The 22,780-nt window shown below is 70.0% G+C and carries 18 protein-coding genes and 1 riboswitch; of the genes, 11 read left to right on the top strand and 7 right to left on the bottom strand.

The window, feature by feature from the left end; genetic code table 11:
• The first annotated feature begins 28 nt into the window (after positions 1 to 28).
• The 4 genes from OG852_RS17375 to OG852_RS17360 all read left to right on the top strand — a co-directional run bounded on the left by OG852_RS17375 (position 29) and on the right by OG852_RS17360 (position 4,546).
• Positions 29 to 1,009, top strand: coding sequence for a tetratricopeptide repeat protein (locus OG852_RS17375; protein WP_133912498.1), 981 nt, complete (start codon positions 29 to 31; stop codon positions 1,007 to 1,009).
• Between the two features lie 148 nt (positions 1,010 to 1,157).
• Positions 1,158 to 1,808 carry a peptide deformylase gene (def, locus tag OG852_RS17370; RefSeq protein ID WP_133912497.1) on the top strand — a complete coding sequence of 217 codons (651 nt, stop codon included), beginning with the start codon at positions 1,158 to 1,160 and terminating at the stop codon, positions 1,806 to 1,808.
• A 273-nt stretch (positions 1,809 to 2,081) separates the two neighbouring features.
• Positions 2,082 to 3,179, top strand: a complete 1,098-nt coding sequence (gene cyc1, locus OG852_RS17365) for an epi-isozizaene synthase (protein WP_208117148.1) — start codon at positions 2,082 to 2,084, stop codon at positions 3,177 to 3,179.
• Complete coding sequence (locus OG852_RS17360; RefSeq protein ID WP_330348391.1) at positions 3,176 to 4,546, top strand: bifunctional albaflavenone monooxygenase/terpene synthase; 1,371 nt, start codon at positions 3,176 to 3,178, stop codon at positions 4,544 to 4,546. Before cyc1 ends, OG852_RS17360 begins: the two co-directional genes overlap by 4 nt.
• 31 nt (positions 4,547 to 4,577) lie before the next feature.
• On the opposite strand, the gene OG852_RS17355 is transcribed toward OG852_RS17360, so the two are convergent.
• On the bottom strand, positions 4,578 to 5,546 hold the full coding sequence (locus OG852_RS17355) for a helix-turn-helix domain-containing protein (protein ID WP_133912494.1): 969 nt from the start codon (positions 5,544 to 5,546) through the stop codon (positions 4,578 to 4,580).
• 93 nt (positions 5,547 to 5,639) lie between these two features.
• Here OG852_RS17355 and OG852_RS17350 point away from each other — a divergent pair, with 93 nt between their 5' ends.
• A complete protein-coding gene (locus OG852_RS17350; RefSeq protein WP_208117147.1) occupies positions 5,640 to 5,882 on the top strand; it encodes a hypothetical protein in 243 nt (80 codons plus the stop codon).
• On the opposite strand, the gene OG852_RS17345 is transcribed toward OG852_RS17350, so the two are convergent.
• The 3 genes from OG852_RS17345 to OG852_RS17335 all read right to left on the bottom strand — a co-directional run bounded on the left by OG852_RS17345 (position 5,795) and on the right by OG852_RS17335 (position 9,973).
• A complete protein-coding gene (locus tag OG852_RS17345) occupies positions 5,795 to 6,808 on the bottom strand; it encodes a ribonucleotide-diphosphate reductase subunit beta (RefSeq protein ID WP_133912492.1) in 1,014 nt (337 codons plus the stop codon). The genes OG852_RS17350 and OG852_RS17345 overlap by 88 nt on opposite strands.
• Positions 6,808 to 9,165, bottom strand: coding sequence for a ribonucleoside-diphosphate reductase subunit alpha (locus OG852_RS17340; RefSeq protein ID WP_133912491.1), 2,358 nt, complete (start codon positions 9,163 to 9,165; stop codon positions 6,808 to 6,810). The genes OG852_RS17345 and OG852_RS17340 overlap by 1 nt, the downstream gene beginning before the upstream one ends.
• A 124-nt stretch (positions 9,166 to 9,289) precedes the next feature.
• Positions 9,290 to 9,414, bottom strand: a riboswitch (cobalamin riboswitch).
• 52 nt (positions 9,415 to 9,466) lie between these two features.
• Positions 9,467 to 9,973 (bottom strand): GNAT family N-acetyltransferase, encoded by a 507-nt coding sequence (locus OG852_RS17335; RefSeq protein WP_133912490.1) that lies wholly within the window; start codon positions 9,971 to 9,973, stop codon positions 9,467 to 9,469.
• Between the two features lie 157 nt (positions 9,974 to 10,130).
• Here OG852_RS17335 and OG852_RS17330 point away from each other — a divergent pair, with 157 nt between their 5' ends.
• Positions 10,131 to 13,682, top strand: coding sequence for an NACHT domain-containing protein (locus OG852_RS17330; RefSeq protein WP_133912489.1), 3,552 nt, complete (start codon positions 10,131 to 10,133; stop codon positions 13,680 to 13,682).
• 137 nt (positions 13,683 to 13,819) lie between these two features.
• Here OG852_RS17330 and mctP read toward each other — a convergent pair whose 3' ends face one another.
• Both mctP and OG852_RS17320 read right to left on the bottom strand, forming a co-directional pair.
• Positions 13,820 to 15,448, bottom strand: a complete 1,629-nt coding sequence (gene mctP / locus OG852_RS17325) for a monocarboxylate uptake permease MctP (RefSeq protein WP_133912488.1) — start codon at positions 15,446 to 15,448, stop codon at positions 13,820 to 13,822.
• Entirely contained in the window at positions 15,445 to 15,723 is a 279-nt protein-coding gene (locus OG852_RS17320) for a DUF3311 domain-containing protein (RefSeq protein ID WP_133912487.1), read from the bottom strand. The genes mctP and OG852_RS17320 overlap by 4 nt, the downstream gene beginning before the upstream one ends.
• Before the next feature lie 218 nt (positions 15,724 to 15,941).
• Between OG852_RS17320 and OG852_RS17315 the strand changes: the two genes are divergently transcribed.
• Positions 15,942 to 16,898: an IS481 family transposase gene (locus OG852_RS17315; RefSeq protein WP_330346872.1), complete on the top strand. Its 957-nt coding sequence runs from the start codon at positions 15,942 to 15,944 to the stop codon at positions 16,896 to 16,898.
• Here the strand turns inward: OG852_RS17315 and OG852_RS17310 are convergent.
• Complete coding sequence (locus tag OG852_RS17310) at positions 16,895 to 17,659, bottom strand: GntR family transcriptional regulator (RefSeq protein ID WP_133912486.1); 765 nt, start codon at positions 17,657 to 17,659, stop codon at positions 16,895 to 16,897. The two genes, OG852_RS17315 and OG852_RS17310, sit on opposite strands and share 4 nt — an antisense overlap.
• Before the next feature lie 369 nt (positions 17,660 to 18,028).
• Here OG852_RS17310 and OG852_RS17305 point away from each other — a divergent pair, with 369 nt between their 5' ends.
• The 4 genes from OG852_RS17305 to OG852_RS17290 all read left to right on the top strand — a co-directional run bounded on the left by OG852_RS17305 (position 18,029) and on the right by OG852_RS17290 (position 22,702).
• Positions 18,029 to 19,309, top strand: coding sequence for an extracellular solute-binding protein (locus OG852_RS17305; protein WP_133912485.1), 1,281 nt, complete (start codon positions 18,029 to 18,031; stop codon positions 19,307 to 19,309).
• A 75-nt stretch (positions 19,310 to 19,384) separates the two neighbouring features.
• Positions 19,385 to 20,368, top strand: coding sequence for a carbohydrate ABC transporter permease (locus OG852_RS17300; RefSeq protein ID WP_133912484.1), 984 nt, complete (start codon positions 19,385 to 19,387; stop codon positions 20,366 to 20,368).
• Complete coding sequence (locus OG852_RS17295; RefSeq protein WP_133912483.1) at positions 20,365 to 21,204, top strand: carbohydrate ABC transporter permease; 840 nt, start codon at positions 20,365 to 20,367, stop codon at positions 21,202 to 21,204. The genes OG852_RS17300 and OG852_RS17295 overlap by 4 nt, the downstream gene beginning before the upstream one ends.
• 7 nt (positions 21,205 to 21,211) lie before the next feature.
• The gene (locus OG852_RS17290; RefSeq protein WP_133912482.1) at positions 21,212 to 22,702 is read left to right on the top strand and encodes a glycoside hydrolase family 3 protein; all 1,491 of its coding nucleotides are present in this window, start codon (positions 21,212 to 21,214) and stop codon (positions 22,700 to 22,702) included.
• The last annotated feature ends 78 nt before the right edge of the window (positions 22,703 to 22,780 follow it).

Below are 22,780 nucleotides of genomic sequence, written 5' to 3'. Positions count from 1 at the left end.
CACAGAACGGAACTGGCAGGCGGGAATCGTGAGGATCTTCGGCAAGGGACGGCACCGGCCCTCCGCCTCCTGGCGGCAGGCCACGGACCGCGCGTTCACGCTGATCGGTGACGGGCGGTACGAGGACGCGGGCGCGCTGCTGACACGTGCCGCCGATCTGGAGCCCTGGCTGTCGGAGTCCTGGTTCAACCTCGCCCTGCTGCACAAGTTCCGGCACGACTGGGAGCAGGCCCGCACCGCCGGTCTGCGCGCGGTCGCCCTGCTCGACCGGGAGACCGGCGCCCCCGACTGGTGGAACGTCGGCATCGCCGCCACCGCCCTGCAGGACTGGCCGCTGGCCCGCCGTGCCTGGCAGGCCTACGGGCTGCACGTGCCGGGCAGCGGCATCGGCTCCGGTGAGCCCGTCGGCATGGAGCTCGGCAGCGCTGCCGTCCGGCTGTCGCCGGAGGGCGAGGCCGAGGTGGTGTGGGGGCGGCGACTCGACCCCGCCCGGATGGAGGTGCTGTCGATCCCGCTGCCGTCGTCCGGGCGGCGCTGGGGCGAGGTCGTGCTGCACGACGGGGTCCCGCACGGCGAGCGGACCACGGCCGCCGGGCACTCCTACCCGGTCTTCGACGAGATCGAGCTGTGGGCGCCGTCACCCGTGCCGACCTGGGTGGTGCTGCTGGAGGCGGCGACCGAGGCCGACCGGGACGCGCTGGAGCAGCTCGCCGCGGACGCCGGGTTCGCGGCGGAGGACTGGTCGTCGTCGGTGCGGCTGCTGTGCCGTATGTGCTCGGAGTCGCGGATGCCGTCGGACGAGGGGGACGGGGAGCATCTCGATCCCCATGACCACAGTGAGCCGGGGCATCCGGGGCCGCTGGGGCATCGGACGGACGGGCAGTTGTGGGTGCCGGAGCGGGAGTGCGGGGTGGCGGCGCCGGCCTCGTTGGTGCGGGGGTTGTTGGACGGGTGGGTTGCCGACAGCCCGGATTCCAGGGATTGGCGGGATCTGGAAGAGGTGTGCTGAGACCGTTGTTCGGCTGCGGGCCTGTGGTGGCTGGTGGCGCCCCGCGGCGGAGCCGCATATCGAAACCGCCCCGCGCCCCTTCAGGTGCGTGTCCACGTACCCTGTATCCGCAACATCACCCCTGGTTTTGAGGAAGGCATCGTCGGTCATGGCGCAGCAGGACACCGATCAGCAGCACGCGGGCGTGCTCCCCGTGGACGACGAGGGCTTCGTCATCGACACCGAGGAGGCGGAGGAGCGGGAGGCGGCGTACCGCGGGCGCGGGACCTCGCGGCCGATCACGGTCGTCGGGAACCCGGTGCTGCACAAGGAGTGCAAGGACGTCACCGTGTTCGACGACGAGCTGCGGAAGCTGGTCGACGACATGTTCGCCTCGCAGCGCACGGCCGAGGGCGTGGGCCTGGCCGCCAACCAGATCGGTGTCGACCTGAAGGTCTTCGTCTACGACTGCCCCGACGACGAGGGCGTCCGGCACGTCGGCGTGGTCTGCAACCCCCGGCTGGTCGAACTGCCCGCCGACCGGCGCCGGTTGGACGACAGCAACGAGGGCTGTCTGTCGGTGCCGACCGCGTACGCGCCGCTCGCGCGGCCCGACTACGCCGAGGTGACCGGGCAGGACGAGAAGGGCAACCCGATCAAGGTGCGCGGCACGGGGTACTTCGCCCGGTGTTTGCAGCACGAGACCGATCACCTGTACGGGTACCTCTACATCGACCGGCTGTCCAAGCGCGAACGCAAGGACGCCCTGCGGCAGATGGCCGAGAACGAACCCCGTTACCCCGTGGTCGCCAACGACTGAACCACGCCACCCTGCGCACGACGCCTGGCCCGGAACCCTCCGGCCAGGCGTCGTTCGTATGTCCGACGCACATTCGATCGCTTATGCACATCTGCTGATCCATAACCAGTCACCGGGGGGTGGAATCTCAGCATGTTGAGGTAGTGAATGAAGCAAATCCGTTCCCAGAGCGGTCACTCGTGGTGCTGAATGGGAAGTGCGGGGATACGCAACGGCGCACGCCCGGCACGGCGGGAGGGGCGTGCGCCCACTGGCGGCTGAGAGGGGTTGTTCGTGCCAGCTTTCCCACACAGCACCACATACAGCACCACGGTGACGGTGGCCGCACCGGCGGTTCCGCCCTCGCTCTCTCTTCCGGTCATCGAGGCGGCCTTTCTCCGGCAACTGCATCCGTATTGGCCCCGGTTGCAGGAGAAGACCCGCACCTGGCTGCGGGAGAAAAGTCTCATGCCGGCGGACAAGGTCGCAGAATATGCCGACGGACTGTGCTACACGGATCTGATGGCGGGCTACTACCTCGACGCCTCCGAGGAGGTTCTGCAAGCCATAGCCGACTACAGCGCGTGGTTCTTCGTCTGGGACGACCGGCACGACCGCGACGCCGTCCACGGGCGCGCCGCGCAGTGGCGCCGGCTCAGGTTCCGGTTGCACGGCGCCCTGGACGCCCCGGCGGCCCACCTGCGCCATCCTGACCCGTTGGTGGCCGGGCTCGCCGACACCGCGGGCCGGCTCTTCGCGTTCCTGCCCGGCACCTGGAACGCGCGGTTCAGGCGTCACTTCCACGCCGTGATCGACGCGTACGACCGGGAATTCCGCAACCGTCTCCAAGGGCGGATTCCCACGGTCGAGGAATATCTCGCCCTGCGTCGGCTCACCTTTGCGCACTGGATCTGGACCGACCTCCTGGAACTGAGCGCGGGCTGCGAACTTCCCCGCGCGGTGCGACTTCATCCTTCCTTTCGGCGGGCGGCCCTGCTGAGTCAGGAATTCGCCGCCTGGTACAACGACCTCTGCTCGCTCCCGAAAGAAATCGCGGGCGATGAGGTGCACAATCTCGGAATCAGTCTCATCACCCATGAGGGACTGACCCTGGAAGAGGCAGTGGACGAACTGAGGCGGCGCGTCGAGGAATGCATATCCGGATTCCTCACCGTCGAGAAGGACGTCTTACGGCTCGCCGACCGGCTCGACGACGGGACGGTCCACGGAAAAGAACTCGGCGCCGCCGTACGGGCCTGCCTCGCGAACATGCGGAACTGGTTCAGTTCCGTCTACTGGTTCCACCACGAGTCCGGCCGGTACATGGTCGACAGCTGGGACGACCGGTCCACGCCCCCGTACGTCAACAACGAAGCGGCAGGTGAGAAATGACCGTCGAATCCGTGAAGCCCGAGTCCTCCGGGACGACAGCACCACAGGAACCGCCCCTGGCCGGCGGCGGGTTCCCGCTCCTCGGCCACGGCTGGAAGCTGGCCCGCGGCCCGCTGGCCTTCCTCGAACAGCTCCGCGACCACGGTGACGTCGTCCGCCTCAGGCTGGGACCCAAGACGCTGTACGCCGTCACCGCGCCCGAACTCACCGGGCAACTCGCCCTCAGCCCCGACTACATCATCTCCGGGCCCCTCTGGGAGTCCCTGGAGGACCTGCTGGGCAAGGAGGGCGTGGCCACCGCCAACGGCCCGCTCCACCGTCGGCAGCGGCGCACCATCCAGCCCGCGTTCCGGCTCGACGCCCTGCCGGCCTACGGGCCGATCATGGAGGAGGAGGCGCACGCGCTCGTCGAGCGCTGGAGCAGGGGCGAGGTCCTCGACGCCACCGCCGAGGGCTTCCGGGTGTCCGTGCGCATCTCCGCCCGCTGTCTGATGCGGGGCACCCACATGGACAGCCGGTCCGAGCGCATCACCTCGGCGCTCGCCACGCTGTTCGCCGGTATGTACCAACGCATGGTGCTGCCCCTCGGACCCCTTTATCGGGTACCGATTCCGGCCAACCGCGAATTCAACCGGGCACTGGCCGATCTCCACCGGCTCGTCGACGAGATCATCGCCGAGCGCCGGGCCTCCGGTCAAAAGCCGGACGATTTGCTGACGGCTTTGCTGGAGGCGACGGACGAGAATGGCGACCCGATCGGCGAACAGGAGATCCACGACCAGGTCGTCGCGATACTGACCCCGGGCAGCGAAACCGCCGGTTCCGTGGTCATGTCGTTGCTCCACGTCCTCACGGAGCATCCGGATCAAGTGGACAAGATCCGCGAGGAGGTGAAAAACGTCGTCGGTGACCGGCCGGTCGCATTCGGCGACGTCCGAAAGCTCCGGCACACGGCCAATGTGGTGGTCGAGACCATGCGGCTGTATCCCGCGGTATGGATATTGACCCGGCGCGCGGTGACCGACACCGAGCTCGGCGGATACCGCATTCCGGCCGGTGCGGACATCGTCTACAGCCCGTACGCGGTGCAGCGCGATCCGCGTTCGTTCGAGCGGAACGAGGAGTTCGATCCCGACCGCTGGGTGCCCGGCCACTCCGCTCAGGTGCCGAAGTACGCCATGTCGCCGTTCGGCGTCGGCAACCGCAAGTGCCCGAGCGACCACTTCTCGATGGCCGAACTCACACTGATCACCGCGGTGGTGGCGCGCGCGTTCCGCTTCGAGTCCGCGCCCGGCTCCGACAACCGCACCCGCATCGGCATCACGCTCCGGCCGCGCCGACTGCTGCTGAGGGCGCTGCCGGGGTGAGAACCGGGGGGCGGCCCCGGGCCGCGGGCGGTCAGGCGACGGCCCGCGGCCCCCGGAACGTCCGCCGGTAGGCGTTCGGGGTCGTCCCCAGGGACCGCACGAACTGATGGCGCAGGGCGCCCGCCGTGCCGAAGCCGGTGCGCCAGGCGATCGCGTCCACCGTCTCGTCCGTGGCCTCCAGCAGGTCCTGTGCGAGCAGCACCCGCTGGCGCAGCAGCCAGCGGTAGGGGGTGGTGCCCGTCTCCTGCTGGAAGCGGCGGGCGAAGGTGCGCGGCGCCATATGGGCGCGGGCCGCGAGCTGCTCGACCGTGACCTCCTGGTCGAGGTGCGCCTCCATCCAGGCCAGCACCTCCCCGACCGTGTCGCACGACGAGCGGGGCAGCGGCCGCTGGATGTACTGCGCCTGGCCGCCGTCCCGGTGCGGCGGGACCACCATCCGCCGGGCGATCCCGTTCGCGACCTCGGGCCCCTGCTCCTTGCGGACGATGTGCAGACAGGCGTCGATCCCGGCGGCGGTGCCGGCGGAGGTGATCACCGGGTCCTCGTCGACGTAGAGCACGTCCGGCTCGACGAGCGTCCTCGGGAAGCGGCGGGCCAGGACCTCGGCGTGCCGCCAGTGCGCGGCACAGCGCCGCCCGTCGAGCAGCCCCGCCGCGCCCAGCACGAACACCCCGGAGCAGACGCTGAGCACCCGCGTCCCGCGGTCCACGGCGCGGCGCAGGGCGGCCAGCAGCGCGGGCGGATAGTCCCGGTCGAGGGCCGAGTCCGCGGCCGGTACGGCGATCAGATCGGCCTCCTCCAGCCGGTCGAGGCCGTACGGCGTGGAGACGGTGAGCCCGCCGACATGGGTGCCCAGCGAGGGGCCCTCGGCCGAGACCACGGCGAAGTCGTACACCGGCAACCCCTCGTCACCGCGGTCGAGGCCGAACACCTCGCAGACGACACCGAGCTCGAAGGGGTGCACACCGTCGAGCAGGACCGCGGCCACGTTCTTCAGCATGCTCCCAGTGTGCACCCGTACTGGCAGGAATTTGAAGGTGTACGGCAGTCCTGCCACTCCCGGTCAGGAGCGTCCGGCGCGACAGTGGTGTACATGAACACGAACCAGATCGAAGGCCTCGTCGGAATGCTCCTGGTCCTGGGGATCCTCGTCCTCCTGGTCCTCCCGTCCGTGCTCGGCGTCGTGCGCGACCGGCGCGCCGACCGGCAGATCAGGGAGGCCCAGGAGGCCCGCGGAGAGAGGGAGGGTCAGAAGTCCTCGTCCAGGTCGACCGTGCCCTCCACCGCGACCTGGTACGCCGACGGGCGCCGCTCGAAGAAGTTGGTCAGCTCCTGAACGCCCTGCAGCTCCATGAAGGAGAACGGGTTCTCCGAGCCGTACACCGGGGCGAAGCCCAGCCGGGTGAGGCGCTGGTCGGCGACGCACTCCAGGTACTGCCGCATCGAGTCGGTGTTCATGCCCGGCAGTCCGTCGCCGCACAGGTCCCGCGCGAACTGCAGCTCCGCCTCGACGGCCTCCCGGAGCATGTCGGTGACCTGCTGCTGAAGCCGCTCGTCGAACAGCTCCGGCTCCTCCTTGCGGACCGTGTCGACCACGTCGAACGCGAAGCTCATGTGCATGGTCTCGTCCCGGAACACCCAGTTGGTACCGGTGGCGAGACCGTGCAGCAGACCCCGGCTGCGGAACCAGTAGACGTACGCGAAGGCGCCGTAGAAGAACAGGCCCTCGATGCACGCGGCGAAGCAGATCAGGTTGAGCAGGAAGCGGCGGCGGTCGGCCTGCGACTCCAGACGGTCGATCTTCTCGACCTCGTTGATCCACTTGAAGCAGAACTCGGCCTTCTCGCGGATCGACGGGATGTTCTCGACCGCGTCGAAGGCGGCCGCCCGGTCGTCCGGGTCGGGCAGATAGGTGTCCAGCAGCGTCAGATAGAACTGGACGTGGACGGCCTCCTCGAAGAGCTGCCTGCTCAGATAGAGGCGCGCCTCGGGGGAGTTGATGTGCTTGTACAGCGTCAGCACCAGGTTGTTCGCCACGATCGAGTCACCCGTCGCGAAGAAGGCGACCAGCCGGCCGATCAGGTGCTGCTCCATCGGGGACAGCTTGGCGAGGTCGGCGACGTCCGAGTGGAGGTCGACCTCCTCGACGGTCCAGGTGTTCTTGATGGCGTCCCGGTAGCGCTCGTAGAAGTCCGGGTAGCGCATCGGGCGCAGGGTCAGTTCGAAGCCCGGGTCGAGCAGGTTCTTCTCGGTGGAACTCATTACTGGCAGGCCTCGCAGGACTCGGGGTTCTCAAGGGAGCAGGCGACGGCGTCGGGGTCGGCGGTCTGCTGCACGGGAAGGGATGCTTGTGCGGCGCGGGCGATCCGGGTCGCCGGACGCGACCGCAGGTAGTACGTCGTCTTCAGGCCCGACTTCCAGGCGTACGCGTACATCGAGGAGAGCTTGCCGATGGTCGGCGTCTCCAGGAACAGGTTCAGGGACTGGGACTGGTCCAGGAACGGGGTGCGGGCGGCGGCCATGTCGATCAGGCCACGCTGCGGGATCTCCCACGCCGTCCGGTACAGGGCCCGTACGTCGGCCGGGATCCACGCGAAGTCCTGCACCGAGCCGTTGGACTCGCGCAGCGCCTCCCGGGTCCGCGCGTCCCACACGCCCAGCTCCTTGAGGTCCTGGACCAGATACGAGTTGACCTGGAGGAACTCACCCGACAGCGTCTCGCGCTTGAACAGGTTGGACACCTGCGGCTCGATGCACTCGTAGACACCGGCGATCGAGGCGATCGTGGCGGTCGGCGCGATCGCGAGCAGCAGGCTGTTGCGCAGACCCGTCGTGGCGATCCGCTCGCGCAGCGCCGCCCAGCGCTCCGGCCAGGTGAAGGCGACACCGTAGTGGTCCGGGTGCAGCACACCCCGCGCGGTACGGGTCTTCTCCCAGGCCGGCAGCGGGCCGCTGCGCTCGGCCAGGTCGGCGGAGGCCTCGTACGCCGCGAGCATGATCCGCTCGGCGATCCGCGTCGACAGCTCCCGGGCCCCGGCGGAGTCGAAGGGCAGCCGCAGCTTGAAGAAGACGTCCTGCAGCCCCATCGCGCCCAGGCCCACCGGACGCCACTTGGCGTTGGACCGGCCCGCCTGCTCGGTCGGGTAGAAGTTGATGTCGACGACCCGGTCGAGGAAGGTGACGGCCGTGCGGACGGCTCCGTCCAGCCGCTCCCAGTCGAGGTCACCGGTCGTCGTGTCGACGAACGCGCCGAGGTTCACCGACCCCAGGTTGCAGACCGCCGTCTCGCCGTCGTTCGTGACCTCCAGGATCTCCGTGCAGAGGTTGGAGGAGTGCACGACATGGCCCGGCAGCGCCGTCTGGTTGGCGGTGCGGTTGGCCGCGTCCTTGAAGGTCATCCAGCCGTTGCCGGTCTGCGCGAGGGTCCGCATCATCCGGCCGTACAGGTCGCGCGCCGGGATGGTCTTCTTCGCGAGTCCGGCCGCCTCCGCCTTGCGGTACGCGGCGTCGAACTCCTCGCCCCACAGGTCGACCAGCTCGGGCACGTCGGAGGGCGAGAACAGCGACCACTGCCCGTCGGCGTTCACCCGGCGCATGAACTCGTCCGGGATCCAGTGCGCCAGGTTCAGGTTGTGCGTACGGCGGGCGTCCTCACCGGTGTTGTCACGCAGCTCCAGGAACTCCTCGATGTCGGAGTGCCAGGTCTCCAGATAGACCGCGGCCGCGCCCTTGCGCCGCCCGCCCTGGTTCACGGCGGCGACGGAGGCGTCCAGGGTCTTCAGGAACGGCACGATGCCGTTGGAGTGCCCGTTGGTGCCGCGGATCAGCGAACCGCGCGAGCGGATCCGGGAGTACGACAGCCCGATGCCGCCGGCGTGCTTCGACAGCCGGGCCACCTGGTGGTAGCGGTCGTAGATCGAGTCCAGCTCGTCCAGCGGGGAGTCGAGGAGGTAGCAGGACGACATCTGGGGGTGCCGGGTGCCGGAGTTGAAGAGCGTGGGGGAGGACGGCAGGTAGTCGAGCCGGCTCATGAGCCCGTAGAGCGCGGCGACCTCGTCCACGGCACGGGTGGTGTCGTCCTCGGCGAGACCGCTCGCGACCCGCAGCAGGAAGTGCTGGGGCGTCTCCACGACCTTACGGGTGAGGGGGTGGCGCAGCAGATAGCGGCTGTGCAGGGTGCGCAGTCCGAAGTAGCCGAAGCGGTCGTCGGCGGCCGGGTCGATCAGCGCGTCCAGCCGGGTCGCGTGCAGCCGTACGAACGCGGCGGTGCGGTCGGCGACCAGCCCCTCGCGGTGGCCCACGGCGACGGACTCCGTGAAGGACGTCACACCCTGCGAGGCGGCCTCCGCGGCGATCGAGACCGTCAGCAGCCGGGCGGCCAGCTTCGAGTAGGCGGGGTCCTCGGAGATCAGGCCGGCGGCCGCCTCCGTGGCCAGCTCGCGCAGCTCCGTCTCGTCCGCCCGCGCCGACCGGCCGCGCAGCGCGGCGGCGGCGACCCGACCGGGGTCGGCGTCGGGGAGGTCGGCGGTCAGCTCGGTCAGGGTCCGCAGCAGCGCGGCACCGGGACCGTCGAAGTCCGGCTGGATCGCTGAGGCCGGATCGGCTGGCGCGATGGTCACGTGGGGCTCTCCCTCGCTCGGCAGGGGGCCTCGCAAAGGGCAGGGGGCAGCACACGAGCGCGCACGGCGTCGCGTCCACCGGCCCACTCCACGAGGCCCGGACGTCAGGACACCCGGACCGGGACGGCCGGGCGCGCTGTCGGCAGGTCCTCGGACTGACGCTCGTGCACAGACATGCACAAGTACACCGTTGCGGGACAGTTCCGGATTCGCACCGGATTCCCCTGCGGCGACAACGAGCATGAGCATACATCTTGTGCTCGCCTGTCACGCCACCCCCAGATGTTGTGTCGGGGTGGTGTCAGAGCGTCAACTCGTAGGCGAGAAGAGTGACGTCGTCCAGATGCGGCACGGGATTCCAGTCCCGCTCGGGTGTACGGACGAAGCCGAGACGTTCGTAGATCCGGTGCGCGGTGTGCATGCTGCGCTGGCTCGACAGGACGACCGCCGTGCAGCCCTCCGTGGCCCGCGCCCGGTCGAGGCAGGCCCGCACCAGGGCCTCCCCGGCACCCCGGCCCCGCGCCTCGTGCGCGACCGCGAGCGCGCGGATCTCGGCCTCGCCGGGCCGCGCGATGTCGGCGACCGGCCCGGGCCCCGCGACGAACGTGACCCCGCCCAGCAGCCGTTCCCCCTCGACGGCGACCAGCACCTCGGCGGCGGCCGCCCGCGCGGCCACGTCCTTCAGCACCGGCAGGTACGCGTCCCCCTCGCCGTAGTCGAGCAGACCGTCCTGGAGATAGGCCCGCGCGGTGATCTCACCCAGCGCCTCGTACTCACCGGGCTCCGCCCGCCGTATCACGATGTCCATGGCCCGAGTCTGCCGGACCCCCGCCGGCGGAAACCTCCCGTTTTCCCGGCGGGGACGCCCGGGTTGCGGGGTGGGGCGGGAGTGATTCCATGGAAGAAGGCGTGGTCGCCCCTCAGCTCCTCCGTCCCGAGCACCGCTCTCGGAAGGAGAACGCACGATGACGAGGGTCGTCCGTCACCCGCCCGGCAAGGAGCGACCGCGTGACGCGCCGATGGCGACACTGGACCTGCGGCGCGCCGGCAACCGGGTCGGACACGGCCTCGTGGGCCGCTGGCACACCCTGACGATCCGTCTGGAGGCCCGCCGCGGCACCGCCCGCCCCAGGAAGTGGCACCGGCGGGTCTCCTACGCCAACATCACCCGGGCGATCTGGCTGGTCGCCGCGCTGGCGCTGCTCGCCTGGATCGGCGAGGGCGTGTTCATCCTCATCACCCACGACACGACCTGGTTCGAGCACTGGCGTCAGAACAACGAGGGCTTCGAGACCGTCTTCAAGTTCGTCGGCCCGATCCTCGCCGCCTCCGTCGCCGCCGCGCTGTTCCTGTTCTGGTGGTACCGCTGGACCAAACGGCGTTACCTCGCCAAGGCGCTGCGCGACCCCCGCAAGCTGGTGCCCACCGCCGGTCCCGACACCGCCGAGATCGTGGGCCGGGACGAGATCGCCCAGGTCATCGCCGAGCGGTTGCGGGAGCGCGACACCCGGCGGCCCTATCTGCTGGTCGGCGGCGTCGGCTCGGGCAAGACCGCCGTCCTCGTACGGCTCAGCGAACTCCTGGCCCACCAGAACGCCGTACCGGTGCCGATCCGGCTGCGGGACGCGGCGGACGGGTCGGATCTGAACTTCGAACGCCTGGCCAGACGGCGCTTCACCGACGAGGCGCCCAAGGGCATCCTGGCGCGCACCAAGACCGACCGGGTCTGGCAGCAGCTCCTCGCCGACGACAAGCCGGTCGTCCTCGCCGACGGGCTGGAGGAGGCCCTCCTCGACGACGGCCGTCAGCAGAGCCGGGACAACGTCATCCGCCGGGCCATCGAACGCGCCCACGAGGAGAAGCTGCCCCTGGTCATCGCCTCCCGGCCGCACAGCCCCCTGGAGAACACCTCCGCCGCGATCGTCGAACTGGAGCCGCTCGGCGAGGAGGCGGCCCTGCGCTTCGTCGAAGCGGGCGGACCCGGGACCGACGAGCGCCGACTGGACTGGATCGTGGAGACGGCCGAGGTGACCGAGTCACCGATCTACCTCCGGATCGTCCGCGAACTCCACCGGCGCGGAGCCCTGGAGCACGACAGTCCGGACCGCGCCCCCCACCACCTGAGCACCCGCGGCCGCGACCGGGCCGCCCTGCGGCTGTGGCTGCTGGAGAGCTGGGCCGAGGCGCTGTGCGAGGGGAAGCTGCGCGAGGAGGTCCCGCTGACGCCGCAGGAGCGCCGCGACACCCTGGAGGCGGTCTCGGCCCTGGCCTGCGTCGGACTGCTCCAGGACAAGCTGGAGGTCGGCTTCGCGGAACTGCTCGACCCGGAGGTCCTCCACCCCGGTCCCGCAAGCCGGGCCCGGGCCCGGCTGGAACACCTCTGGTCCGGGCGGGTGTTCGACCGCTACGGCAAGCAGGGCAACGTCCTCGCCGACTGGCAACGGCAGCGGATCTGGGAGGCGCTGTGCGAGCGGCTCGGCGACGAGGAACGCCGGAGGCTGCGCGAGGGCAACATGGACCAGTGCCACGCCGGTCTCGCCCGTCTCGCGGCCCAGGCGGGCCGGCTCAAACTGGTGGAGGGCTCCGAGCGCAAGGTCCGCTTCCCGCACAGCATCCTCCAGGCCTACCTGGGCCACCGCCTGTTGCACCAGATGGGGGAGCGGGGCGCCGGCGAACTGGTCGAGGGGGCGCTGCAACCGCCCGGCCCCAGCCGGGAACTGCTCATCGCCCTGGTGCTGCTGTCCCGGGCGAGGGAGACCGGGCTGCCGGCTCCCGGGAGCGGAATCCGGGCCGGTGTGCGCAAGGGGGTCGCCGAGCGGGTCCGCCAGTCGGCCGTCGGGGGACGCCCGCCGGCCCTGCGGCTGTGCGACGCCGCGAGCCGCCGCACGGGCGATCCGAAGGCCCTCGACCTGTATGCCGCGGCCCTGGAGATCGAGAGCGCGGAGAACGATCCCCGGCGGCTGGGCGACATCGTGACCGCGGTGCGCGAGCGCTGGCCCGCCGTCAAGGGCGACCGGCGCACCCTGAGGGACGCCAAGCGCAGGGTGCTCAGACAACTCGGAGCCGCCCTGCGCAAGGTGTCCGACCGGGTCGACACCACCCCGCTGTACTGGGAGCTCTTCCGGCTCGGCATCGAGGAGGACTCCTACTCCATCCGCCTGGCCGTCGCCCAGGAGTTCGGGGCCGGCGGCAACGCCGCGTTCGCCGTGATCCGTGAGCGGGTCGGTCTCACCAGCGACCCGGTGCGGGAGTACGAGGACCGGCTGGAGGAACTGAGGGCCCGAAAGCGGCGGGAGTACGAGACCTGGGCCGCCCGCATGGGCCGGGCGCGGTCGGCGACCTCGCTCTCGGGCGCCGCGTCGACCGAGCGCGTACGGCGGCTGCAGCAGGACCGCAAGGAACTGAACCGGCGCTACCGCGAACGACGGGTCGCCCTCTTCCGGGAGTTCGTGATGCGGGCCTGGATGGTCCCGATGCTCCTCGGCTCCGTCGACGAGGCCCACCGCGACGAGGCACGCGAACGCCTCACCAAGTGGCTGCGCCATCTCGACCCGAACTTCACCGGCGGCGCCCCCGATCTGCCGCTCGCCCTGGAGGCCGCGCTGGCCCAGGGCTTCAAGTACGCGGCCAACCGGCGGTCACGGCATCCGGAGGCCTACCCCGGCGGGCGCGCCGATCTGATCCGGCAGGCGGAGACCGTGCTGCAGGAGTCCCGGTGCTGGTACGCCCAGCTCAGCCTGTTGCACGCGCTGTGCCTGTGGGAACTCGAGGACTGCGCCGGCGGCCACGGCGGGGCCACCGCCGTACAGACCGTGCGGCGCTGGCTGTCGATGGCCGGCACGGTGAACGCGGCGCCGGGCCGCACCGACCCGTCCGGTGCGACGCCCCGGCGATGTCTGCATCCGTTCGTCGCCGAAGCCGGTGATCTGGTGGCCCTCGCCCTGGAGACCGGGCAGCCCGAGCGGTTCCTGTGGATCGACGAGAAGGGCGTCGCCGACAACATCGGGGCCCGCACCGACACCTGTGGGGGCCACCGCAGGCACAGTCTGTGGATTCCGCCGTCGGTCGGCTGGAGCACCCTGGACCCGCGCGCCCAACGGCTCGTCGCCGATGTCCTGGTGATGCTGAACCTCATCGAACGCGACGGGCACCCGGACGAGGTCGAGGAACGCCTGGCCCGCGCGGAGCAGCCGGGTACGCCCCTGCCGCCGTGCATCCGCACCGACCGGGAGCCGCTGCGGCCCGGGCTGAAGGTCGGGACGTCCACCCCGCCCGAACCGGGGACGACCTGTCTGCCCGACTGCACGTTCCAGCTCTGCCCCTACCCGCCGCGCGGCCGGCTGCCCCGCGGTGAGATCCGTGAGCCGTTCTGCCGGCAGCAGCAGGCGCTGCTGCCGGGGCGGGTGCGGCGCTTTCTGCCGCGGGGGGTGCGGCGGAAGACGCCGCCCTGGGTCGGGATGCGGGTGCGGGAGTTGGACCGTTTCTGGGGTGCGATGGCTCGGCGGACGCGGGAGTAGGCCGCAGCCGACAGCGGGCCGACGTGGTGCTCGGTGTCGGCGGCCCGCTGCGGGTTGTGTGTGGTTGCTCGCGCCCACGCTGCGGAGCCGCATGGTGATACAGCCCCGCGCCCCTGGGCGGGCGGGGTCAGCGTCGGTTAGTGGCTCGTCCCCGCGGTCGCGGGCGGCAGCTCCACCTGAACTCCCGGGTCGCCCGCGTCCGCCGTGTAGTCCTCCGGCCTGGTCTCGTCGATGCCCTCGGGGGCCTTCACGGCCTTCAGGACGAAGGTCAGGACCACCGTGACCACCAGGTTCAGCACGAACGCCGTGAGGCCGATGTAGCCGATCTCGCCGATGCCGGGGATCTCCTTGGCCGAGCCGCCGAAGTGCTTCTGCGTGGGGGAGGCGACCCCGTACGCGGCGACCGTGCCGTAGATCATGCCGACCGCCCAGCCGGCGAGGAGGGCCCAGCGGTGGAACCAGCGGGTGAACAGACCGCCGACCAGGGACGGGAAGGTCTGAAGGATCCAGATGCCGCCCAGCAGCTGGAAGTTGATGGCGACCGTCTTGTCCATGGTCAGGACGAAGACCAGCGCCCCGACCTTCACCAGCAGCGAGACCAGCTTGGAGACCTGGGTCTCCTGGGCGGGCGTCGCGTCCGGCTTGATGAAGTCCTTGTAGATGTTGCGGGTGAAGAGGTTCGCGGCCGCGATCGACATGATGGCCGCCGGGACGAGCGCGCCGATGCCGATCGCCGCGAACGCCACCCCCGCGAACCACGCCGGGAACATGTTCTCGAAGAGCTGCGGGATGGCCAGCTGGCCGTTGGTGACCTTGACGCCGGCCGCGATCGCCATGAAGCCCAGCAGGGCCAGCAGGCCGAGCATCAGGGAGTACAGCGGCAGGATCGTGGTGTTGCGGCGGATCACCTCACGGCTCTTGGAGGACAGGGTCGCGGTGATCGAGTGCGGGTACATGAACAGGGCGAGCGCGGAGCCGAGGGCGAGCGTCGCGTACGTCCACTGGCCCGGTTCGGCCGGGGCCAGCGCGCCGCGCGGCTTGCCCGTCGCCGGGTTGGTCTGGCTGAACGCCTCGCCGGCCTTGGCGAAGATGTCGTCGAAGCCGCCCAGCTTGATCGGGATGTAGATGATCGCCACCGCGATGACGAGGTAGATCAGCGTGTCCTTCACGAACGCGATCAGCGCGGGGGCGCGCAGACCCGAGGAGTAGGTGTACGCCGCGAGCACACCGAAGGCGATCAGCAGGGGCAGGTCCTTCACGAACCAGTTGGTGTTCTCGCCGCCGCCGACGCCCATCACGTCCAGCACCGCCTGGATGCCGACGAGCTGGAGCGCGATGTACGGCATCGTCGCCAGGATGCCGGTCAGCGCCACCGCCAGGGACAGACCCTTGGAGCCCCAGCGGCCGCGCACGAAGTCCGAGGTCGTCACGTATCCGTGCTTGTGGGAGACCGACCACAGGCGCGGCAGGAACGTGAAGATCAGCGGGTAGACCAGGATCGTGTAGGGGACGGCGAAGAAGCCGGCCGCCCCCGCCGCGTAGATCGCCGCCGGTACGGCGACGAAGGTGTAGGCCGTGTACAGGTCGCCGCCGAGCAGGAACCAGGTGATCCAGGTGCCGAACGACCGGCCGCCCAGGCCCCATTCGTCGAGGCTGTGCTCGTTCTCGGCCTGGCGCCAGCGGGCCGCCAGGAAGCCCATGACCGTGACGGCCAGGAAGAAGAGGATGAAGACGGTGAGGGCCACGCCGTTCACGCCGTCGTTCACTTCGCCGCACCCCCGCCCTGGGCCTCGCCGCGGGCCCTGCGGGCGCGCTGGTCACGCTGCCAGAGCTGGTACGCGACCATCGTGAGCGCGGTCGAGAGCAGCACCCACAGCATCTGGTACCAGTAGAAGAAGGGGATCCCGATGAACTTCGGATCCACCTTCGCGTAGGAACCCACCCAGAGCATCGCCACGAAGGGCGCGAACAGACAGAGGGCGATGACGACGCGTACGGGCGTCACCACCGGCCCTCCGCTCACTTGCGGGGTGTCTGACATCAGCGGCTCTCCGTCCCCTCACTGATCGCCTTGATCACAGATGTAATGCGCAGGCAATGTAAGTGACGGATAAGCCGAGCGGAAGACCCTCTACAGACCCTCCACGCGGGGCCCTAGTTGTATTGATCACGAGCGTTGTTGACACTGGCGGGTCTTGAACATGGCGAAGACCTCCGATGTGGTGGAGCTGTCTAAGAACACACCGCACGGAGGTCTTCGTGTCCCACCGTAATGCCCGGCTGACCGTTCACGGCAGGCGGCTGCTCGTCGAGCGTGTCCGTTCGGGCCGCCCCGTCGCGCATGTCGCGGCCGAGATGGGCATCTCACGTGTCACGGCCCACAAGTGGATGCGCCGCTGGCAAGCGGAGGGCGAACAGGGGCTGCACGACCGCCCCAGCCGTCCACTGACGACACCCCACCGCACGGCGGCAGCCGTGGAGGCCCGGGTGTGCCGGCTGCGCCAGGACCGCAAACTCGGCCCCGCCCGCCTCGGCCCCGTCCTGGGACTGCCCGCCTCGACCGTGCACCGCATCCTGGTCCGCCACGGCCTGAACCGGCTTGCCTTCCTCGACCGGCCCACCGGCCAGGTCATCCGCCGCTACGAACGCGACCGACCCGGCGAACTCATCCACGTCGACGTCAAGAAACTCGGCCGCATCCCCGACGGCGGCGGCCACAAGGTCCTGGGCCGCCAGGCCGGCCGCGCCCGCCGCAGCAGCGTGGGCTTCGACTACGTCCACTCAGCCATCGACGACCACAGCCGCCTCGCCTACAGCGAGATCCACCGCGACGAGAAAGTCGCCACCTGCGCCGGCTTCCTCACCCGCGCGGCCGCCTTCTTCCACGCCCACGGCATCACCCGCATCGAACGCGTGCTCACCGACAACGCCTGGGCCTACCGCAAGGGCCTGGCCTGGAAGCAGGTGCTCATCGAGATCGGCGCGACCGGCAAGCTGACTCGCGCCTACCGCCCGCAGACCAACGGCAAGGTCGAACGCTTCAACCGCACCCTGCTCGACGAGTGGGCCTACCTGCGGCCTTTCACCAGCAACGACGAACGCACCGCAGCCCTGGCCGACTTCCTCCACACCTACAACTACCATCGCTGCCACACCGCACTCGGAGGCCAGCCACCCATCACCCGAGTCAACAACCCTGCGGGTCAATACACCTAGTCCGCGGGCCGCTTCAGTCGCGCGACGAACTTGTAGCGGTCCCCGCGGTACACCGAACGCACCCACTCCACCGGCTGGCCCTCCTTGTCCAGCGAGTGCCGGGACAGCATCAGCATGGGCAGGCCGACGTCGGTGCCGAGCAGACCGGCCTCGCGCGGGGTGGCCAGCGAGGTCTCGATGGTCTCCTCGGCCTCGGCGAGATGGACGTCGTAGACCTCGGCCAGCGCGGTGTACAGAGAGGTGTACTTGACGAGCGACCTGCGCAGCGCGGGGAAGCGCTTGGCGGAGAGATGGGTCGTCTCTATGGCCATCGGCTCGCCGTTGGCCATGCGCAGCCGCTCCACGCGCAGCACCCGGCTGCCGGCGGTGACGTCCAGCAGTCCGGCGAGGGTGTCGTCGGCGGTGATGTAGCCGACGTCCAGGAGCTGCGAGGTGGGTTCGAGGCCCTGGGCGCGCATGTCCTCGGTGTAGGAGGTGAGTTGCAGCGCCTGGGAGACCTTCGGCTTGGCGACGAAGGTGCCCTTGCCCTGGATGCGCTCCAGGCGCCCCTCGACGACCAGTTCCTGCAGGGCCTGGCGGACGGTGGTGCGGGAGGTGTCGAACTCGGCCGCCAGCGTCCGCTCCGGCGGCACCGGGGTGCCCGGAGCCTGGGTCTCCGTCATGTCGAGCAGGTGCTTCTTCAGGCGGTAGTACTTGGGCACGCGCGCGGTACGGACGGTCGCCCCACCCTCGTTCTCCGCACTGCTGACGTCGGTGCTCATGGCCTGCCTTCCCGGCTTCGGGAGCCGAAGGGCCGACACACCGTCGGCCGCGGCTTCACATCGTGGCACGGTGGCGGCGGGGATCGCCCCGCCGTTCCGTGATCCCCTCTGTATACCGTCGCACCCTTCGCTGGTCTAGTCCAGAAGGGCAAGTGGTCTACCGGACGAGGCGCCTCCGGCTTCGATGTTTTCGACGGCTTCTTACTTAAAGGTTCCTGCATATCTAGAACCCATAACGGCTGGTCAAAGCAGTTTCAGCCACCCTTGACAGTCGAAATGGTCTGCGCCAAGCTCACCGCACTGGTCTACACCATTGGTCCAGGTCCCGGCATGTGGGCGGGGGGTGTGGGCATCCCTGAGGAGGGTGGCGTGAAGCGCAAGCTGATAGCCGCGATCGGTATCGCGGGCATGATGGTCTCCATCGCGGCGTGCGGCGGCGACAAGGACAGCGGGGACTCGAAGGGCTCCGACGCCAAGGAACTGACGGTCTGGCTGACCGTCGACGCCCAGAACAACTGGCCCGCGCTGGTCAAGGCGGCCGACGCCGCGGTGCTGAAGAAGCACCCCGGCCTCAAGATCAACCACGAGTACTACGGCTGGCCCGACAAGAACGCCAAGCTCGACGCGGTCCTCGCCACCGACAAGGCCCCCGACGTGGTCGAGATGGGCAACACCGAGATGCTCGGCTACATGGTCAAGGGCGCCTTCGCCCCCCTCGACGCCTCGAAGTTCGACAACTCCTCCGCCTGGCTCGACGGCCTCAAGGCCTCCGTCACCTACGACGGCAAGACCTACGGCGTCCCCTACTACGCCGGCGGCCGCGTCGCCAACTGGCGCAAGGACGTCTTCGCCTCGGTCGGCGTGAAGTCCACCCCGAAGACGTACGCCGAGCTCACCGCCGCCCTCGACAAGGTCCAGAAGAAGGAGGGCGACAAGTTCTCCGCCTGGTACCAGCCCACCCGCGACTGGTACGCGGCCATGTCCTTCGTCTACGACGCCGGCGGCTCCATCGCCGTCGAGTCGGGCGGCAAGTGGAAGGCCAACCTCTCCTCGCCCGAGTCCCTCAAGGGCCTGGGCGAGTTCAAGACGGTCGTCGACAAGTACATGCACGGCGACAAGACCAAGGACGAGTCCGACCGGTACATCGTCTACGGCCAGGGCAAGTCCGGCATGATCTTCGCCCCCGCCTGGGAGGGCGCGACCGCCGCGGCCAAGGAGAACGACAAGACCGGCAAGCTCGCCGGCAACGTCGAGAACTTCGTGATGCCCGGCCCGTCCGGCAAGAACCTCCCGGTCTTCCTCGGCGGCTCCGACCTCGCCGTCCCGGTCAAGTCCGACGCCCAGGACCTCGCCGCCGAGTGGATCAACGCCTTCACCGGCCCCTCCGGCCAGAAGGGCCTGATGGCCAAGGGCAACCTGCCCAACAACAAGACCGACCTCGCCACCCTCAAGAACGACCCGGCGACGGCCGTCCCGGCCACCGCGGCCGAGTCCAACTGGTTCGTCCCGATGGCCCCCGGCTGGGGCCAGGTCGAGAAGGCCCAGGTCCTGCAGAACATGCTGCAGTCCATCGGCACCGGCAAGAAGAGCGTCGAGGACGCGGCGAAGGAAGCGGACGCCGCGATCGACAAGGTCATCAACAACTCGTGACCTGACGGCGGCGCCCGGCCCCCGAGCCGGGCGCCGCCTCCCGTACGACCCGAGGGACCGCTGAGGAGCGCGCGGATGAGTGCCGCAGACACGACCACCCCTGCCAAGGTGCCGCCGACGCGGCCGTCACCCCCACCGCCCGCCCCACCGGGCGGACCACGGCCGAAGCGCACATCAGCCGGCACCCCCTGGCTGCTGCTCGCGCCCTGTCTGCTCATCCTCCTGCTGGTGATGGGCTATCCGCTGGTCCGGCTCGTCACCCTCTCCTTCCAGAAGTTCGGCCAGTCCCAGCTCTGGGGCTTCCAGCCCGCCGAGAACGTCGGCCTCGACAACTTCACCGGCGTCCTGGACGACGGCGAGTTCTGGCAGGTCGTCGTCCGCACGATCGTCTTCGCCGCGGGCTGCGTGATCCTCACGATGGTCCTCGGGATGCTGATCGCCCTGCTGCTCCAGCGGGTCTCCGGCTGGGTGAAGACGCTGGTCAACATCGCGCTCGTGGCGAGCTGGGGCATGCCGGTCATCGTCGCCACCACCGTCTTCAAGTGGCTGTTCGACTCCGACTACGGCATCCTCAACGCGGTCCTCAGCAAGCTCCCCGGCGTCGACCTCATCGGCCACAACTGGTTCGCCAGCGGACCCCAGGGCCTCGCCGTCATCATGCTGCTGGTGATCTGGGGCGCCGTCCCCTTCGTGGTCATCACCCTCAGCGCCGGCCTCACCCAGGTCCCCGCCGAACTGGAGGAGGCCGCCCGCCTCGACGGCGCCGGCTCCTGGGGTGTCTTCCGGTACGTCACCCTGCCCATCCTCAAGCCGATCATCGTGATGCTCACGACCCTGTCGGTCATCTGGGACATGGGCGTCTTCCCGCAGGTCTTCGTGATGCGCAACGGGCATCCCGAGCCCGAGTTCCAGCTCCTGACGACGTACTCCTACGACCGCGCCTTCGTCGTCAACGACTACGGCCAGGGATCGGCGATCGCCCTGATCACCGTGCTGCTCCTGCTCGGGGTGGTCGCCGTCTACATGCGCCAGATGCTGAAGATCGGAGAGGTCGAATGAGCAGCACGAGTGCCGCGACCGTACGCGGGCGATGGGGCTGGAACCTCCTCGGCCTCCTCGTCTTCGCCGCCGCCGGCTTCCCCGTCTACTGGATGCTCAACACGGCGATCAAGCCGGCGAAGGACGCGATCGACCCGGATCCGAGCCTGCTGCCGACCGGCTTCACCCTCGCCAACTTCAGCCGCGCGCTGGACATCGCCGACTTCTGGGGCCCGGTCGGGCGCAGCCTGATCGTCTCCCTCGCGGTCGTCGCGATCGGCATCGTCGTCGGCATGCTGGCCGCGCTCGCGATCTCCCGGTTCGCCTTCCGCGGCCGCAAGATCGTGATCGTCGGGATCCTCGCGGTCCAGATGGTCCCGCTGGTCGCCATGATCATCCCGGTCTTCCTGCTCCTGAACGACCTGGATCAGTACGACAAGCTGTCCGGCCTGATCATCACGTATCTGACCTTCATCCTCCCGTTCACGGTGTGGACCCTGCGCGGCTTCATCGTCAACATCCCCAGGGAGCTGGAGGAGGCGGCCATGGTCGACGGCTGCTCCCGCACCGGCGCCTTCATCAGGGTGGTCTTCCCCCTGCTGGCCCCCGGCATGGTCGCCACCTCGGTCTACGGCTTCATCCAGGCCTGGAACGAGTACCTGTACGCCCTGATGCTCCTCAGCCAGAAGAACCAGACCGCGACCGTCTGGCTCGGCAACTTCACCACCAAGCACGGCACCGAGTACGCCCCGATGATGGCCGGCGCCACCCTGATGGCCGTCCCCATCGTCGCCCTCTTCCTCCTCGTCCAGCGCAAGATGGCCGCGGGCCTGACCGCGGGCGCCGTGAAGGGATGACGCCCCGATGACGACACTCGCCCGCGGCCTCGACACGCTGACGCGCGACGCCCTGACCGTCCTCCAGCCGGGCTTCCCCGGCACCACCGCCCCCGACTGGCTGCTCCGTCGCCTCGGCGAGGGCCTGGCCTCGGTCGGCCTGTTCGGCCGCAACATCGCCTCCCCGGAGCAGCTCGCCGCCCTGACCGCCCAGCTGCGCGCCGAACGGGACGACGTCCTGGTCGCCATCGACGAGGAGGGCGGGGACGTGACCCGCCTGGAGGTGGCCACCGGCTCCTCCTTCCCGGGCAACTACGCCCTGGGCGCGGTGGACGACGTCGACCTGACCCGCAGAGTGGCCCACGAGCTGGGCCGCCGGCTCGCGGAGTGCGGGGTCGACCTCAACTGGGCCCCGTCCGCGGACGTCAACTCCAACCCGGCGAACCCGGTCATCGGGGTCCGTTCCTTCGGCGCGGACCCCGCCCTGGTCGCCCGGCACACCGCGGCCTACGTCACCGGCCTCCAGTCGGCGGGCGTGGCGGCCTGCACCAAGCACTTCCCCGGCCACGGGGACACGGCCGTCGACTCCCACCACGCGCTCCCGCGCATCGACATCCCGGCCGAGGGCCTCGCCGAACGGGAACTGATCCCCTTTCTCGCGGCCATCGACGCCGGCACGAAGGCGATCATGAGCGCCCACATCCTGGTCCCCGCCCTGGATCCCGTCCGCCCGGCAACGTTGTCCCGCCCCGTCCTCACCGATCTCCTCCGCCGGGACCTCGGCTACGAGGGACTGATCGTCACCGACGGCATGGAGATGCAGGCGGTGGCCGCGACGTACGGCATCGAACGCGGCAGCGTCCTCGCGATCGCCGCCGGTGCCGACGCGATCTGCGTGGGCGGCGGCCTCCAGGACGACGCGACGGTACGTCGTCTGCGCGACGCCCTCGTCACCGCCGTACGCACCGGAGCACTCCGGGAGGAACGTCTCGCGGACGCGGCGGAGCGGGTGCGGTCCCTGGCCCACTGGACGGGGGCGGCGCGCACGAGCACCGCCGAGACCGCACCGGACGTCGGCCTCCTGGCCGCCCGCCGCGCCCTGCGGATCACCGGTGGGGACACCTTCCCCCCTCTCACCGAGGCCCCGTTCGTCGCGGCCTTCGCCCCGGTGGCCAACATCGCCGTCGGCGACGAGACCCCCTGGGGCGTGGCGGCGGAACTGACCCGCCTGCTCCCCGGTACGACGACGGGAACCTTCCGGGGCGAGGACGGCGAACAGGCCGCGCGGGAAGCCCTGGCCGCGGCGGGGGACCGGCCCGTGGTGGCCGTGGTCCGGGACGAACACCGCCACCCCTGGATGACGAAGGCCCTGGACACCCTTCTGCTCTCCCGCCCCGACACGATCGTCGTGGAGATGGGAGTTCCCCAGTCCCCGCCCCGAGGCACCCCCCACATCGCGACCCACGGCGCGGCACGGGTGTGCGGCAGAGCGGCGGCAGAGGTCATCGCGGGGACGTAGCCCGCGCCGAAGGGGCGCGGGGAACCGCGCGACCAGCCCCCGACGGCCTGCGGCCCGAAGACAGCGGGACCCGGCAGA

Origin of the sequence: Streptomyces sp. NBC_00582 (assembly GCF_036345155.1) — a bacterium.
Taxonomy (GTDB): Bacteria; Actinomycetota; Actinomycetes; order Streptomycetales; family Streptomycetaceae; genus Streptomyces.
The sequence above is the reverse complement of the archived record's forward strand: the minus strand, read 5'-3'. Positions and strand labels throughout refer to the sequence as shown.

Coding starts and splice junctions, on each gene's coding strand:
- def (WP_133912497.1), top strand. CDS start 1,158: ATGGCGCAGCAGGACACCGATCAGCAGCACGCGGGCGTGCTCCCCGTG.
- OG852_RS17360 (WP_330348391.1), top strand. CDS start 3,176: ATGACCGTCGAATCCGTGAAGCCCGAGTCCTCCGGGACGACAGCACCA.
- OG852_RS17355 (WP_133912494.1), bottom strand. CDS start 5,546: ATGCTGAAGAACGTGGCCGCGGTCCTGCTCGACGGTGTGCACCCCTTC.
- OG852_RS17350 (WP_208117147.1), top strand. CDS start 5,640: ATGAACACGAACCAGATCGAAGGCCTCGTCGGAATGCTCCTGGTCCTG.
- OG852_RS17345 (WP_133912492.1), bottom strand. CDS start 6,808: ATGAGTTCCACCGAGAAGAACCTGCTCGACCCGGGCTTCGAACTGACC.
- OG852_RS17335 (WP_133912490.1), bottom strand. CDS start 9,973: ATGGACATCGTGATACGGCGGGCGGAGCCCGGTGAGTACGAGGCGCTG.
- OG852_RS17330 (WP_133912489.1), top strand. CDS start 10,131: ATGACGAGGGTCGTCCGTCACCCGCCCGGCAAGGAGCGACCGCGTGAC.
- OG852_RS17320 (WP_133912487.1), bottom strand. CDS start 15,723: ATGTCAGACACCCCGCAAGTGAGCGGAGGGCCGGTGGTGACGCCCGTA.
- OG852_RS17310 (WP_133912486.1), bottom strand. CDS start 17,659: ATGAGCACCGACGTCAGCAGTGCGGAGAACGAGGGTGGGGCGACCGTC.
- OG852_RS17300 (WP_133912484.1), top strand. CDS start 19,385: ATGAGTGCCGCAGACACGACCACCCCTGCCAAGGTGCCGCCGACGCGG.
- OG852_RS17295 (WP_133912483.1), top strand. CDS start 20,365: ATGAGCAGCACGAGTGCCGCGACCGTACGCGGGCGATGGGGCTGGAAC.
- OG852_RS17290 (WP_133912482.1), top strand. CDS start 21,212: ATGACGACACTCGCCCGCGGCCTCGACACGCTGACGCGCGACGCCCTG.